Raw genomic sequence first — 14,360 nt, 5'->3', positions numbered from 1 at the left:
ATGGGGGAAATCGAGGAACTGGACTTCGCTTGCGCGCCAGAGGAAGATCGGCGCGGCCTCTACGAGGTCCTGGCGACCTGGGCGGTCGAGGACTCGCCCGGCAAGGAGCGGCCACCCTACGAAGCCTGCGTCGCGATGTGGGAGTTCCGCGACGACGTCGGCTTCGAGGCGGCGCACTTCGCCGTCGCGAGAGAAGAAGGAAAGATCATCGGCTACGCCGAGGTGAAGGTCTCCGAGGCCGAGGCGAACGCCCACCTCGCCAACGCCAACATCGTGGTGCTGCCTCAGCACCGCCGCCGTGGCATCGGTACGGCTCTGCTCCGCGCCATGCCGTCGTTGTTGCGCGGACGCACCGTCATCGAGGCGTGGAGCGTGTTCAAGGACAGCCCTGCCGAGCAGTTCGCCGCCGCCCGTGGGTTCCGGGTCGTCACCACCATGACGAGACAACGGCTGACTCTCACCGACCCGCCCGAGATCGGCGAGCTTCCCGCGGGATACGAGCTGGTCACCTGGAAGGGCGCGGCGCCGGAGGAGTTCGTCGAGGCGTACGTCGAGGCGCTCAACGGAATCAGGGACGCGCCACAGGGCGACACGACGATCGACCTGACGCAGAACACCGTCGAGAGCATCCGGCGGGAAGAGGCCACCGCCGTCGCGGTCCGCTGGGTCGTGCTCCTGCTACACGAGGGTAAAGCAGCCGGAGTCACGGTGGTGGAGCTGAACTCCGTGGTCCCGACCCTCGCCGAACAACTGCAGACGGTCGTGTTGCCGGCGCATCGCGGCAAAGGACTCGGCAGGCTGATCAAGGCGCGCATGCTGCACAACCTGGCCGGCGTCGAGGAGATTCGCACGCGCACGAGCAGCGAGAACGAGCACATGCTTCGCGTGAACCACTCGCTCGGCTACGAGGACACCTTCATCTACATGGCCGTACAAGCGAAAACCGCTGACCTGCAGCCTTAGGACTGCGGGTCAGCGGTTCTCAGGTGTGGATCAGATGCCCGCCGAGGCGAGCCACTCCTTGGCGACCTTCTCCGGCTCCGGCTTGTCCGGCGACGACAGCTTCTGGTTCAGCTCCAGCAGCGTCTTCGTGTCGAGCTTCTTCGAGATGGCGTTGAGGGTGTCGCGGACCTGCTGCGACGCCTTCTTCTCGTTGATGAGCGGCAACACGTTCTGCGCGGCGAAGACGTTCTTCGGGTCTTCCAGCACCACGAACTCGTTGGCCTTGATGGCCGCGTCCGTCGTGAACAGGTCGGCCGCCTGCACCGTGTTGTCCTTCAGGCCGGCGACGGTCAGCGGGCCGCCGACGTCGAGGGCCTTGAACTCCTTGAACTCACAGGCGTACTTGGCCTTCAGGCCCGGCAGGCCGTCCGGGCGGTTCTGGAACTCCGGCGGGCCGCCGAAGACCAGGTCCTTGCAGTACGGCACGAGGTCGTCGATCGACTTCAGGCTGTACTGGGCCGCGATCTGCTTGGTGACGACGACCGCGTCCTTGTCCTCGGCGGAGGACTTGTCGAGCACGATGAGGCCCGCCGGCAGCGCCTTCTTCAGCGCCGCGTAGACCTCGTCGGCGCCGACCTCGGGCGCTTCCTTGTTGACGTGCTTGAGAAGCACGCCGGTGTACTCGGGGATCAGGTCGATCGAGCCGTCCTGCACGCCCTTGAAGTACAGCTCCCGGTTGCCGATGTTCGGCTTCTTCGAGACCTTGATGCCCTTGGCGGACAACGCTTCCGCGTAGATCTCCGAGAGGAGCCGCGACTCCGGGAAGTTCGCGGAGCCCACGACGATGGTGTCCGTCGGGGCCGGGTCGGTCTTGCCGTCTCCGGTCAGCGGATCGCCACCGCACGCAGACAGAAGCATGACCGCAGCGACGGCTGTCGCGATGCGCTTCATCGTTTTCCTCCGGTTCCCACTGGACGCAGCCCTGGCGAGACCGTCAGCCGTTGCAGGCCGGCGAACCCCAGGTCGACGAGAACGGCGAGCAGTGCCACGAGCACCGCGCCGGCGAGCATCTGTCCGAACTCCTGCAGGGCGAGGCCGTCGAAAACAAGCCTGCCCAGTCCACCGGCGCCCGTGTAGGCGGCGATGGTGGCGGTCGCGACCACTTGCAGCGCGGCGCCGCGGAAACCGCCGTAGATCAACGGAAGCGCGTTCGGGATCTCCACCTGGAGCAGCACGCCCGACTCGCGCATGCCGACGCCCCGTGCGGCGTCGACGGTCACCGGGTCGACCGCGCGGACGCCGGCGTACGTGCCCGCCATGATCGGCGGGATCGCGAGCAGCACCAGCGCGACGTACACCGGGAAGTCACCGAGCCCCGCCCACAGCACGACGAGGATCAGCACCGCCGTGGTCGGCAACGCCCGCAGAGCGTTGGAGAGTCCGACGATCACGAAGCCGCCCTTGCCGGTGTGACCGACGAACGCGCCCAGCGGGATCGCGATGACCGCGGCGATCAGCAGGGTCAGCAGCGTGTAGCCGAGATGTTCGGCCAACCGCACCGGAATCCCGGTGGTGCCGGACCAGTGCGCGGGATCGAAGAGCCAGCCACCCATTCAGCTCACCTCCCCGCCCGTGCCCACGGCGTGAGCAGCCGTCCGATCAGCAACAGCAATCCGTCCGCGAGCACCGCCAGCACGACCGTCCCGATGAGACCCGCGAGGACTTTCTCGGTGTGGTCGGTCTGGTAGCCCTCGGTGAAGAGCTGGCCGTAGCCGCCGAGTCCGACGAGCGCGCCGACGCTCACCATGCTGATGTTCGACATGGTCGCGACCCGCAGGCCCGCGATCGTGACCGGCAACGCCAGCGGGAAGTCGACGGTGAGGAAGCGCCGGAGCGGCCGGAACCCCATCGCGTTCGCCGCGGCGACGACGTTGCCCGGCACCGCGGACAGCGCGTCCGCGACCGACCTGATCATCAGCGCGAGCGTGTAGACCGCCAGCGGCACGATGACGTTGATCTCGTCGAGGATCTTCACGCCGAGCAGCACCGGCGTGATCACGATCAGCGCGATGGACGGGATCGTGAACAGGATGTTGGCGAACGGGAAGAGGATCGCGCGCGCCGTCTGCGACCGGCTCGCCCACCACCCGAGCGGGATGGCGAGCACGAAACCGATCAGCACCGGCACGACGGAGAGCCGGAGGTGCACCTCGGTGACTTCCCAGAACCTTTCCCAGTTCTCGAAAATCCAGGTCACTTCGGGACCTCACCCGCCGCGCGGGCCTTCGCGAGGGCCTGGATGACGTCGTCTGCCTTCACCACGCCGGTGACGGCGCCGACGTCGTCGACGACCACGCCGAGTGCGGACGGCGAGCTGAGCGCCGCGTCGAGCGCGCCGCGCAACGTCGAGCCGTCGTACAGCGAGCCACCGGAGATCAGGTCCTTCTCGGCGACCTCGACCTCACCGTCCACACCGGACAGCCAGCCCTTGGGCCGATTCGTCTCGTCCACGACGAGCGTCCAGTCGGTGACCGTGACGCGCTCGCCGAGCTTGGCCGTGGTGACGGGGTGCACGGGCACGTCCGCGTGCAGGAACGTGAGGGTGCGGTAGCCGCGGTCACGTCCGACGAACGATGCCACGAAGTCGTTGGCGGGCGCGGCCAGCAGCTCGGTCGGCCGCGCGTACTGCGCGAGGTGCCCGCCCGTCTGGAACACCGCGACGCGCTCGCCGAGCTTCAGCGCCTCGTCGATGTCGTGCGTGACGAACACGATCGTCTTGTCGAGTTCCGCTTGCAGACGAAGGAGTTCGTTCTGCAGGTCCTCGCGCACGACCGGGTCGACGGCGCTGAACGGCTCGTCCATCAGCAGCACCGGCGGATCGGCGGCGAGCGCGCGGGCGACACCCACGCGTTGCTGCTGGCCGCCGGAGAGCTGCGCCGGGTAGCGCTTGCCGAAGTTCGCGTCGAGCCCGACGATCTCCAGCAGTTCGGCCGCACGCGTGCGCGCCTTGCGTTTGTCCCAACCGGACAGAAGAGGGACGGTCGCGATGTTGTCGAGCACGGTCCGATGCGGGAACAACCCCGCCTGCTGGATGACGTAGCCGATGCCACGGCGCAGCGTGGGCGGATCCACGGTGAGGACGTCCTTGCCGTCCACCAGGATCGTGCCCGACGTCGGGTCGATCATGCGGTTGACCATGCGCAGCGACGTCGTCTTGCCACAGCCGGAAGGACCGACGAACACCGTGATGGTGCCCGCCTCGACCGTGAGGTCGAGCTCGTCGACAGCGATGGTCCCGTCCTCGAACCGCTTGGTTACGGCCCGGAACTCGATCACCCTTCGGATCCCTCCGGTCGTGACGACCACCCCGATTGGGTCGCCCTGGATGTAGATCCCAAAGACCTTAACTCGTTCGGCGTACCCCGGCACAGCGTTCCACGATGTGACGGGCCGTATGGTTTACGTCTTGTGACGATCGACCAGGTTCGGCAGTTGGTGGCGGAGCGCGGCGTACACGCCCGCAAGCTCCGTGAAGTGTTGTCCCTGCTCAGCGAGGACTGGCACCCGCTCGCGGAACTCGTGCGCCTGCCCGCGGTTCCTCGCCGCACCGTTCAGGACCTGCTCAAGGCCCTCGGCGACGACGTTGAATCTTCAGACGATCGTTACCGCATCGCCCCCGGTCTGGTGGCCTCGTACCGCTCGGAGTTCGGCGTTTCCGGTGTCCGCGACCACACCGACGTGCTGCGCCAGATCCTCGTGGACATCGCCGACGTGCCGTCGCCTTTGTCCTCGTTGGACCACGTGCAGGCGACGGCCGAGACCGCGCTGAACCGCGCGGTGTGGCTGAACTCCACCTACGACCTGACAGGCAAACGCCTGCTGTGCCTGGGCGACCACGACCTGACGTCACTGGCCGTCGCCGCCGTGAACCCGCACGTGTCGATCACGGTGGTGGACCTCGACGAGCGCCTGCTGGAGTTCATCGACTCACGGGCTTCGGCGCGCGGGCACGACATCCGGACGTTGCACTGCGACATGCGTTTCGGCCTGCCCGCGGCCGCGCTCGAATCCTTCGACCTGGTGTTCAGCGACCCGCCCTACACGCCGGAGGGCATGGGCCTGTTCGCCGGCCGCGGCATCGAGGCGTTGCAGGACATCGCGTCCGGCCGGTTGCTGCTCGCCTACGGCTTCTCCGACCGGACACCCGCTCTGGGCTTGAAGGTCCAGCAGGAACTGCAGAAGCTCGGGCTGGTCTTCGAGGCCATCCTGCCCGCGTTCCACCGCTTCGACGGCGCGCAGGCCATCGGTTCCGCCGCCGACCTGTACGTGTGCCGGCCCACCGGACGACGCGCGGTGTCCGGTGGCACGCGGATCTACACGCACGGCGCGCAGTCCGTGGAGTCGTCAGGGCCTTCGTCCGAGGCGCTGTCCGCCCTGTCGGAACTGGCTCCGCGCCCGGAGTCCTCGCCGCCGCCGAAGCCCCGTTCCGCGGGGTGGGCCGAGCCCGTCGGGAAGGGCGCGGCGTCGCTGGCCGTCGACCTGTCGGCGGATCCTGGACCGTGGCTGCTGCGCACGTTGCTGGCCTCCTCGCCCGCGCGGCTGGCCTGCCTGGTGCCGAACAACCACCCGGCGGTGTCCTCGGAGGCCGGGCAGAAGGAGCTCCAGGAGCTGGTGCAGACCAGGTTCAAGCTGAAGTTCCTGCGCAACAACCCGGATGCCAAGACCACGATCGTCGTCGCCGATCAGGTTCTCACCGGGACGTTGTCACTGGGCGAGCGCACGATCCGCGAGATCCTGATGAAGGCGCACGGCAAGCTGCGCAACGTCTGGCGCGAAGCGTTGATCACCGCGTCGCAGGGCGTGCTGACCAAACGGCAGGCAGCGGAGATCGTCGACAACGCCTCGGTGGCGTCCGACGATCTCGAACTGCGGTTGATCGACCTGCCCAAGCACCGGATCGCGGCGCTGCTGCCGGAGATCTCAGCCAGCGCGGGGTATGTGGAGCGGTCCGAGGGCTAGCACCGCGCGGAACTCCTTGGGCGGCACCGGACGCGAGAACAACCAACCCTGATACGCGTCCACCCCGACACCACGCAGAACGTGGAACTGGGTAGCGGTCTCCACGCCCTCGGCCACGCACTTGCGCCCCATCGCCCGGGCCATGTCCACCACGGCACGGGCGACGGCGAAGTCCGAGGAGTCGTTGCCCACACCGGAAACGAAGCGCCGGTCCACCTTGATGATCTGCGCCGGCAGGTCCTTCAGGCGGGCCAGCGACGAGTAGCCGGTGCCGAAGTCGTCCACGGCGAACTGGACGCCGCGCTTCACGAGTTCGTCCATCGACTGGCGGACTCGGGACGGCAGGTCGACGAACGCCGTCTCGACCAGTTCGAGCACCACGCGTTCCCACGGGACGCCGGACTCCATGATCGCGGTCGACACGATGTCCACGAACTCGGGATCGCCCGGCACCAGGCCGGCGAGGTTCACGGCCACCGACACCGGACGGCCGTCGGGCGCGGGCCAGGTCGCGGCCTCGCGCAGGGCCGTGCGCAGGACCCAGCGGTCGAGTTCGCGCATCAGGTCGCCCTGTTCGGCGACGGGCAGGAACACGTCCGGCGGCAGCATGCCGCGGTCGGGATGCGGCCAGCGCACCAGGGCCTCGGCGGTCAGGACGGCGCCGTCTACGCCGACGACGGGCTGGTAGTGCAACACCAGGCCGTCGTGTTGCAACGCGTCGCGCAGCTGGCCTTCGAGGTGCACCTGGCGGTCGGCGGACGCGATCAACGCGGCCGAGGCCAGCGAGACGCGGCCGGCACCGGCGCGCTTCGCCTCGAACATCGCGGCGTCGGCGAACCGCAGCAGGTCGGCACCGTTGGCGCGCGAGCCGTTCGGGACGGCGGCGCCGATCGAGGCCGAGACGCGGACCAGCTGACCGTGCACCGGAACGGCCGTGCGCAACAGCGAGGCGACGCGGGTGGCCAGCGCGTCGACGCCGCCGACCGAGTCGATGTCCTCGCAGATGATCACGTACTCGTCGCCCGACAGGCGGGCGGCGGTGCAGCCGTCGGGCAAGCCGCCTTCCAGCCGTCGTGCCAGAGCGACCAGGAGTTCGTCGCCGGCGTCGTGGCCGAGGGAGTCGTTGACGCGCTTGAAGTTGTCGATGTCGCAGAAGAAGACGGCGACCTTCGAACGGCCGGGGCCCTCCAGCAGCTTGCCGAGGATCTCCTTCACCAGCGCGCGGTTCGGCAGGCCGGTCAGCTCGTCGTGGGTCGCCTGGTGGCGCAACGCCTCGGCGGCGCGGCGGCGTTCGGTGATGTCCAGGAACACGATCAGCCAGAAGCGGCGGCCGTCGTCCTGCACGGACAGAGCGATGTGGAGCTCGCAGTAGACCTTCTCGCCGTCCGGGCGGACGAGGATGCGCTGCGGGATCTTCTGCGTGCGTTCAGCGGCCCACTGCAGGCCCGGTGAGGTGTCCTCGGGGTGGGTGAGCTGCTCGGCGGTCATGCCGCGCAGCTGTTCCAGCTCCATGCCGAGCAGGTCGCACAACGCGTCGTTGGCGTCGACCAGGCGCTCGCCCTCGTCGAACAGGCCGATGCCGACCGGCGTCACGGACACGAGGTCGGTGAAGCGCTGCGAGGAACGCTTCATGCGGGCCTCGGCGGCACGCTGCTCGGTGACGTCCTGGGCGGTGCCGACGGCGAGCTGCTTGCCGCGCGCGTCGTGGACGATCATGCCGTGGCAGCGGAAGATGCGCGGCGAACCGTCCGGGCGCACCACGCGGTGCTCGAACTGCGAGGCGACCTCGTCCACCACCAGCTGGCGGCACAGGTCGTCGACCCAGCCGCGGTCCTCGGGGTGCACGAGGTCCAGGTATGCCTGGTAGCTGCCGGGAAGTTCCGCGGGCAGGCCGAAGAGCTCGCGCAACATGTCCGACCAGACGACCTCGCCGGTGCCGGGGTTCCACTCCCACATGCCGAGGCGGGCGGCCTGCTGCGCGTCCGCCAGCCGTCTGCGGTCCTCGCGCATCTGACGTTCCAGGGCACGCGCTTCGGTGACGTCCTGGATGGTGCCGTGGTAGCGCTCGATGCGGCCGGACGGCGCGATCTCGGCGCGGGCCCGGCACATGTAGACGCGCTCGCCGACCTCGCTGCGGACCTCCACCTCGACCGGCGCGTTGTCCTGCGTGTGCAACAGCTGGTGCCGCAACGCCTTGACCGCCTCGCGGTCGTCCGGGTGCACGCCGCTGAGCAGGTCCTCGTCCGGCGTCATGCCGAGCTCGGCGAACATCTCCATCAGCACTTCGCTGCGGTGCACGGCGCGCGTGCCGGTCTCGTACGCCCAGCTGCCGATGCGGGCGATGCGCTGCGCCTCCAGCAGCCGCGCCCGTTCCTGGGCGAGCTCGGTGGCCGCGCGCTTGGACTCGGTCATGTCGCGGATGTAGCCGGTGATCTTGTCCAGGCTGCCGGCGTCGTCCAGCCTCGCCTCGGCGACGCCGCGGATCCACCGCAGCTGGCCGTCCGGGCGGACGATCCGGTACTCGATGTCGATCGGGTCGCCGGTGATCTCGCGACCGTGCCAGTACGTCTCGACCATATGGTAGTCGTCCGGGTGAACGACGTCCAGAACAGCCTGCGCACCAGGCACGACGGCGCCGCGTTCGAGGCCGAGCAGTTCGTAGTGCGTGTCCGACCAGACGGTCAGGCCGGTCCCGGGATCGAACTCCCAGGAGCCGAGCTCCGCGACCCGCTGCACCTTGCGCAGCCGGCGCTGTTCGTCGCGCAACTCGTCCGCCGCAGCGGCGAGGTCGGAGACGTCGATCAGCAGGACCGCCTGCAGACCCGTTCCCGGAACGGCGTGGCGGGCGACGCGTACCGGCAGTTCGGTGCCGTCCGCGCGCATCAGCCGCAGGTCGGAGGTGTTGCCGAGGAGCAGCTCACCGAGCGGGTGCCCGACGAGGTCGTCGGCTCCCTGCGCGGCCGCGAGCTCCACGGCGGCGGGGTTCGCCTGCATGACGACACCCTTGGCGTCCACGAGCAACGACGGCGCGTCGGGCAGGGTCAGCCCGTCCAGCGTCATCGGAGGTTTCCCGGACGTCGGGACAGCCGTCCGTGCACGGCCATTCACCACCGTCGCGCGTCCCACCCACTTGGGCACCGGCCCACCCTCTCCCGCATCCACCGCCCGCGGCAATTCGGGTGGGCACGACAACGGCACCCGAACGGCGGCAAACACGAACCCTCTCCTCGAGTGAACACCCGAGGAGAGGGACGGTAGCGCTTCAGAGCGTCATCGCCCACCCCTGCACGGGTTAACGAAAAGCCACGGTCGTGGTTCCGCTCCCCGTGAAGATGCAAATGAGTGGCGAATACAAGAGCCGGATCAGGCGACTCCGTCGGCCTTCGCCGCCACGGCCACAGCCGCCGCGACCTCGGGTCCGACGCGCGGGTCCAATGCCGAGGGAACAATTCGGTCTGGGCCCAAATCATCCTTCGCGACGGCGAGAATGGCATCCGCGGCCGCGAGTTTCATGCCTTCCGTGATCCGTCGCGCACCCGAGTCGAGAGCCCCGCGGAAAATGCCGGGGAACGCGAGCACGTTGTTGATCTGGTTCGGGAAGTCGCTGCGGCCGGTCGCCACGATCGCGGCGTGCCTGGCGGCGACCTCCGGGTGCACCTCGGGGTCCGGGTTCGACAGCGCGAAGACGATCGAGTCGCTCGCCATGCTCGCGATGAGGTCCTCGGAGACCTTGGAGGACGACACGCCGATGAAGACGTCCGCGCCCCGCAGCGCCACGTCGATGCCGCCGTCGAGGTTGCTGGAGTTGGTGACCGCCGCGATCTCCTCCTTGACCGGGTTGAGACCGGCCCTGCCCGTGCGGACGATGCCACGCGAGTCGAGCAGCGTGATGTCACCCGCGCCGGCGGCGATGAGGATCTTGGCGATCGCGATGCCCGCGGCGCCCGCACCGGAGATGACCACCCGCTGGTCGCCGATGCTCTTGCCGAGGACCGTGTTCGCGCCGTTGAGCGCGGCGAGCGAGACGACGGCCGTGCCGTGCTGGTCGTCGTGCATGACCGGGCAGTCGAGCGCCTCGATCAGCTTCTGCTCGAGCTCGAAGCAGCGCGGTGCGGAGACGTCCTCCAGGTTGACCGCGCCGAACGACGGACGCAGCCGCACGAGCGTCTCGACGATCTCGTCCACGTCCGTCGTGTTGAGCACGAGCGGGATGGAGTCGAGGCCGCCGAACGTCTTGAACAGCGCGGACTTGCCCTCCATGACGGGCAGCGACGCGCTCGGGCCGATGTCACCGAGACCGAGCACCGCGGTGCCGTCGCTGACGACGACGACCAGGCGGTGCGCCCACGTGTACTTCGCGGCGAGGCTCGCGTCCTCCGCGATGGCCTTGCTCACTCGTGCGACACCAGGTGTGTACGCGATGGACAGCGCCTTCGGGTCAGCGAGCGAGGCGGTCGCGCCGACCTCGAGCTTCCCGCCCAGGTGCGCGTTGAAGATCTCCTCGTCCGTCAGCTGCGTCGGGTCGGAGTTCTCGGTACGGGCTTCGTTCACTGCTGTCACGGCGTCCCTCCTGCGGTGCGGGCGGCGTATTGGCCCCAACTGGGCTCATCACCAAACGGCGCACCGGCCCAGCGTTGTCACGCCGGGTACACGGGGCCTGGAAACTCGGTCAACGACCTCCGACGAGTTGCGTCGGAGAAGTGCCCGAGTGTTGCGGGTGACGCGAAGTGTGGCAGGGTCCCGCGTCGCTGTCTGCGGCGGGGATCACACTTTCTCCGCAGGTCAGAGGGCATGTAGCAAGACGTCCGTCCGGTTTTCTGCACCGACCGGTCAGTTTCTGCAGGCAGGAAGCACCCGATCGGTCAAGAAAGATTGACGCCTTAGAGTGACGGCATGCAGGCGAGTTCGCTGAAAATTGACGGCGCGTTCGAGTTCACCCCTCGGACATTTCCCGACGACCGCGGCGTGTTCGTCTCGCCGTACCAGGAGGCCGCCTTCACCGAGGCGGTCGGCCACCCCCTCCGAGTCGCCCAGACCAACCACAGCGTCTCCCGCGCGGGGACGATCCGAGGCATCCACTACGCGGACGTCCCGCCGTCCCAGGCGAAGTACGTCTTCTGCCCGCGCGGTTCGTTCATCGACGTGATCGTGGACATCCGCGTCGGCTCCCCCACGTTCGGCCAGTGGGACGCCGTGCTGGTGAACGCCGAGAAGTGCAACGCGGTCTACCTGGCGGAGGGCCTAGGCCACGCCATGATCGCGTTGGAAGACGACACGACCATGAACTACCTCTGTTCCACCGTCTACAACCCGTCCGGCGAACACGGCCTGACGCCGCTCGACCCCGCTCTCGACCTCCCGTGGCCGCGCGAGCTCGAGTTCCTGTTGTCGGAGAAGGACACCTCGGCCCCGACCCTCGCCGAGGCCTACGAAGCCGGCGTCCTGCCGCGCTACGAGGACTGCCTGGCCCTGTACGCGTCCCTCAAAGCCTGAAACCAGGCCTCGGCCATAGTCGAGCTTTGACGACTCCGAGCACCTCCGCAGGTCCGAGGTGCTCGGAGTCCGTGCTCGCGTAGGGGTTGTCGCCCACCACGTGCCACCCGCCGTCCACTTCGTGAGAGGCACGCTTCACCGACAACTGCCCCGGCCGACTCGCCCACGTGACGAGCACGACCTGCCCGGGCTTGGGCTTCGCACCCCACCTGACCAGCACGACGTCCTCGTTCCTGAGGGCAGGCGCCATCGACGGACCCCGCACGAGCACGGTGGAAAGACGCGGTCTCAACGATCACCCTTCGATCAGCCGGAGTAGGGTTCTACCCGTCGGAGCATCCACTGTTTTTCATTCTGGGAGGAACGATGCGACTCGTGTCGCGCATTCTCCGCCCACGCGTTGAGGCGACCGCGCACTGCGATCTCCCCTGCGGCGTGTACGACCCGGCCCAGGCCCGGATCGAGGCCGAGTCGGTCAAGGCGGTCCAGGAGAAGTACCAGGCGAACGAGGACCCGGAGTTCCGGGAGCGCGCCATCCTGATCAAGGAGCAGCGCAGCGAGCTCGTCAAGCACCACCTGTGGGTGCTGTGGACGGACTACTTCAAGCCGCCGCACTTCGAGAAGTACCCCGAGCTGCACGACCTGTTCAACCGCGCCACCAAGGCCGCGGGCGCGGGCGGCACGAAGGCGTCCATGGACCCGGCCTCGGGTCAGGCGCTTCTCGACCTGATCGCGCAGATCGACAAGATCTTCTGGGAGACCAAGCAGGGCTGAGCTCAAAGCCTTGCAAACGACGCTGACCAGCGGAAACTTCTTCATCGGTCAGCGTCGTTTGTCGTCCTTGGGGGTTGTTCGACGGCCCCCAGACGGCCCGAGTTCGTCCTAATTGGACAGATGACCAGCGCCACCAGTTCAGCCCACAGCCACCCAGCTCCATCTCCGCTTGGCGTGCGGACGCGCGGCGAACCCGATGCTCAGGACGGTGGCATCGTGATCCGCTTGGTATGGCGGGCCACACGGAGTCGCGCCACAGCGTCGGCCTGAGCGTTGGTCCGTTCGGGGCGTAGAGGCGCGTTGATGGACGTTGCTGGTGACGTCGCGGTGCACCATCGCACGATGCGTAGGTGGGTCGTGGTGGTCCTTGCCGGCGTGGCCGCGCTGGCTGTCGGCGGAGTGATGCTGGCAGTCGGGTTGGACACCGCAGACAAGGTCGGCAGCGTCGTGGGTGCAGTGTGTGGCGTGGTCGGCCTCGGAGTGTCGACTTACGGCTTGGTCGTAGTGCGTTCTGCGGGCCAGCAGACGGCCCCGGAGACGCAAGCGTCCGTGACGAACTCGGTGCATGGTTCGAACGTCACAGGCAACACCACCCAGGTCGATTCGGTTGGCCGCGACTTGGTGACAGGTGGGACGAACATCAGTGGCGCGAATCCGGTGGTCGCAGGGCCAGGGGGTACCGCCATCGGCCGCGTGGAATCGATGGTGCTGCCAGCGTCAGCTGTGGCGACCGAGCCGTTGCCACCCCCGACCGTCGAACTGTGCATCGGACGCGCTGAGCAGATTCATGCAGTGTCCAGGGCATGGGAGACAGGTCATTGGGCTGTTGTGACGGGCGGACCGGGGATTGGAAAGTCGACGCTGCTGGGTCGCGCGATCGGTCTGGACGCGATCGTCATGGCGTTTAGAGATCGCAGGTTCGTGGTGTCCTGCGATGGCGCCGGTACCGCGGGCGTCGTGATCGACAAGCTAGCCACGGTGTTGGGCGTAGGTCTGGGTGAGCACCTGCGGAATCGGGTGGTGTCTTTTCTGGGCACTGCGCCCTGTGTGCTCGTGTTGGACAACTTCGAGACCGTGACCGATGCTGATCCGGCAGGGGCTGCGGAGCTGCTGTCGACGCTGCGCGCAGTACCCGGTCTTGTTACAGGGATCGGATCGCGTGGTGCGCACGTCCCTACGGGCCTCGTCGGACTGCGTGAGATCAATCTGCGTCCACTGCCCCAGGACGACGCGATAGACGTATTCGTGGCTGTCGCGGGTGAGCGTCACCGTGCAGATCCCGCCATCAGGGCGTTGATGGCGGATCTAGACGGGGTGCCGTTGGCCATCGTGCTGATGGCCTCCCTCGCTCGCACTGAGTCTCATCTGGGCACCTTGGCCACCGCGTGGCGAGCCAAGCGAACAGACCTTCTCCAACACGGTGCCAACCCCGATCGGACATCCAGCCTGCCGGTGTCGATTGAACTGTCATGGGACCAGCTGAGCCTGGACGGGCGCGCTGCATTGTCACTGGCCGCGCTGCTGCCCGATGGCTGGCCTCACAACAAGGCCGGAATGTACCTGCCTGAGGAACTGGCGGCCGGCGTGATCGAACTGAGCCGTCGGGCGCTACTGCATGACGACGAACTCCGGCAACGATGTCTAGCCCCTCTGCGCCAGCACGTGCTCGCACGACACCCACCCGACTCTGCACAAATCGGTTTGCTCGCCGCACCGGTTCGCATGCTCACCGCACGCGCCGCGCAAGTAGGCAGCGCAGAAGGCGCTGAAGCCGCAACGGACATCGCTTCCGAGCTGACCAACCTCGTCGAGATCATCCGAACCGGACTCCCCAGCGCCCCCACTCTTGGCGACGCGGTACCTGACCTGCTGCACTTCCAGCGATTCACCGGCCTCGGAGATGATCAGATCGGCCTGGACGCCCTCGACAGCGCCATTCCGGTGGCTTCCCGCGCAAGAAATACCACCGCACTCGCTCGGCTCTATTTCAGCCGCAGCAATAACGAGCAGGCTCGTGCACTGTTCAACCAAGCCTTCCCCCTCTACCGGCAGGTCGGCGACGTCCTGGGCGAAGCCAACTGCCTAAACAGCCTCGGCGAACTGGCGCTCCGCGAGTCGAACAACGAGCAGGC

11 protein-coding genes and 1 pseudogene are annotated in these 14,360 nt (G+C 67.8%); 5 read left to right on the top strand and 7 right to left on the bottom strand.

Annotated elements, in window-relative coordinates; genetic code table 11:
- A complete protein-coding gene (locus BM417_RS12760) occupies positions 1-963 on the top strand; it encodes a GNAT family N-acetyltransferase (protein ID WP_093592102.1) in 963 nt (320 codons plus the stop codon).
- 30 nt (positions 964-993) lie between these two features.
- On the opposite strand, the gene BM417_RS12755 is transcribed toward BM417_RS12760, so the two are convergent.
- From BM417_RS12755 to BM417_RS12740, 4 genes are read right to left on the bottom strand one after another with little or no spacing between them, the layout of a single operon-like run.
- Entirely contained in the window at positions 994-1,893 is a 900-nt protein-coding gene (locus BM417_RS12755; RefSeq protein WP_093592099.1) for an ABC transporter substrate-binding protein, read from the bottom strand.
- A complete protein-coding gene (locus tag BM417_RS12750) occupies positions 1,890-2,555 on the bottom strand; it encodes an ABC transporter permease (RefSeq protein WP_093592096.1) in 666 nt (221 codons plus the stop codon). Before BM417_RS12750 ends, BM417_RS12755 begins: the two co-directional genes overlap by 4 nt.
- A gap of 5 nt (positions 2,556-2,560) precedes the next feature.
- Positions 2,561-3,199: an ABC transporter permease gene (locus BM417_RS12745; protein WP_093592093.1), complete on the bottom strand. Its 639-nt coding sequence runs from the start codon at positions 3,197-3,199 to the stop codon at positions 2,561-2,563.
- Entirely contained in the window at positions 3,196-4,278 is a 1,083-nt protein-coding gene (locus tag BM417_RS12740; RefSeq protein WP_093593638.1) for an ABC transporter ATP-binding protein, read from the bottom strand. The genes BM417_RS12745 and BM417_RS12740 overlap by 4 nt, the downstream gene beginning before the upstream one ends.
- A 132-nt stretch (positions 4,279-4,410) precedes the next feature.
- Between BM417_RS12740 and BM417_RS12735 the strand changes: the two genes are divergently transcribed.
- Positions 4,411-5,961, top strand: a complete 1,551-nt coding sequence (locus tag BM417_RS12735; RefSeq protein ID WP_093592090.1) for a bis-aminopropyl spermidine synthase family protein — start codon at positions 4,411-4,413, stop codon at positions 5,959-5,961.
- Here the strand turns inward: BM417_RS12735 and BM417_RS12730 are convergent.
- Together BM417_RS12730 and BM417_RS12725 are read right to left on the bottom strand one after the other, a co-directional pair.
- A complete protein-coding gene (locus BM417_RS12730) occupies positions 5,923-9,021 on the bottom strand; it encodes a bifunctional diguanylate cyclase/phosphodiesterase (protein ID WP_093592087.1) in 3,099 nt (1,032 codons plus the stop codon). The genes BM417_RS12735 and BM417_RS12730 overlap by 39 nt on opposite strands.
- Before the next feature lie 303 nt (positions 9,022-9,324).
- Entirely contained in the window at positions 9,325-10,521 is a 1,197-nt protein-coding gene (locus BM417_RS12725) for an NAD(P)-dependent malic enzyme (RefSeq protein WP_407656141.1), read from the bottom strand.
- 333 nt (positions 10,522-10,854) lie between these two features.
- Between BM417_RS12725 and BM417_RS12720 the strand changes: the two genes are divergently transcribed.
- Positions 10,855-11,454 carry a dTDP-4-dehydrorhamnose 3,5-epimerase family protein gene (locus BM417_RS12720; protein ID WP_093592084.1) on the top strand — a complete coding sequence of 200 codons (600 nt, stop codon included), beginning with the start codon at positions 10,855-10,857 and terminating at the stop codon, positions 11,452-11,454.
- Here the strand turns inward: BM417_RS12720 and BM417_RS12715 are convergent.
- Positions 11,444-11,719, bottom strand: coding sequence for a S24 family peptidase (locus BM417_RS12715; protein ID WP_322788960.1), 276 nt, complete (start codon positions 11,717-11,719; stop codon positions 11,444-11,446). The two genes, BM417_RS12720 and BM417_RS12715, sit on opposite strands and share 11 nt — an antisense overlap.
- A gap of 101 nt (positions 11,720-11,820) precedes the next feature.
- Here BM417_RS12715 and sodN point away from each other — a divergent pair, with 101 nt between their 5' ends.
- The gene (gene sodN, locus BM417_RS12710) at positions 11,821-12,228 is read left to right on the top strand and encodes a superoxide dismutase, Ni (RefSeq protein WP_093592081.1); all 408 of its coding nucleotides are present in this window, start codon (positions 11,821-11,823) and stop codon (positions 12,226-12,228) included.
- A gap of 300 nt (positions 12,229-12,528) precedes the next feature.
- Positions 12,529-14,360: pseudogene (locus tag BM417_RS47710) on the top strand (hypothetical protein); the annotation flags it as partial.

The sequence above is a fragment of the Lentzea waywayandensis genome, assembly GCF_900115955.1.
Classification (GTDB): domain Bacteria; phylum Actinomycetota; class Actinomycetes; order Mycobacteriales; family Pseudonocardiaceae; genus Lentzea; species Lentzea waywayandensis.
This window is presented reverse-complemented; position numbering and strand designations above follow the sequence as displayed.

What these genes read in the sequence shown, in the direction of transcription:
- BM417_RS12760 (WP_093592102.1), top strand. Translation starts at nt 1, where the DNA reads ATGGGGGAAATCGAGGAACTGGACTTCGCTTGCGCGCCAGAGGAAGAT.
- BM417_RS12755 (WP_093592099.1), bottom strand. Translation starts at nt 1,893, where the DNA reads ATGAAGCGCATCGCGACAGCCGTCGCTGCGGTCATGCTTCTGTCTGCG.
- BM417_RS12750 (WP_093592096.1), bottom strand. Translation starts at nt 2,555, where the DNA reads ATGGGTGGCTGGCTCTTCGATCCCGCGCACTGGTCCGGCACCACCGGG.
- BM417_RS12730 (WP_093592087.1), bottom strand. Translation starts at nt 9,021, where the DNA reads ATGACGCTGGACGGGCTGACCCTGCCCGACGCGCCGTCGTTGCTCGTG.
- BM417_RS12720 (WP_093592084.1), top strand. Translation starts at nt 10,855, where the DNA reads ATGCAGGCGAGTTCGCTGAAAATTGACGGCGCGTTCGAGTTCACCCCT.
- sodN (WP_093592081.1), top strand. Translation starts at nt 11,821, where the DNA reads ATGCGACTCGTGTCGCGCATTCTCCGCCCACGCGTTGAGGCGACCGCG.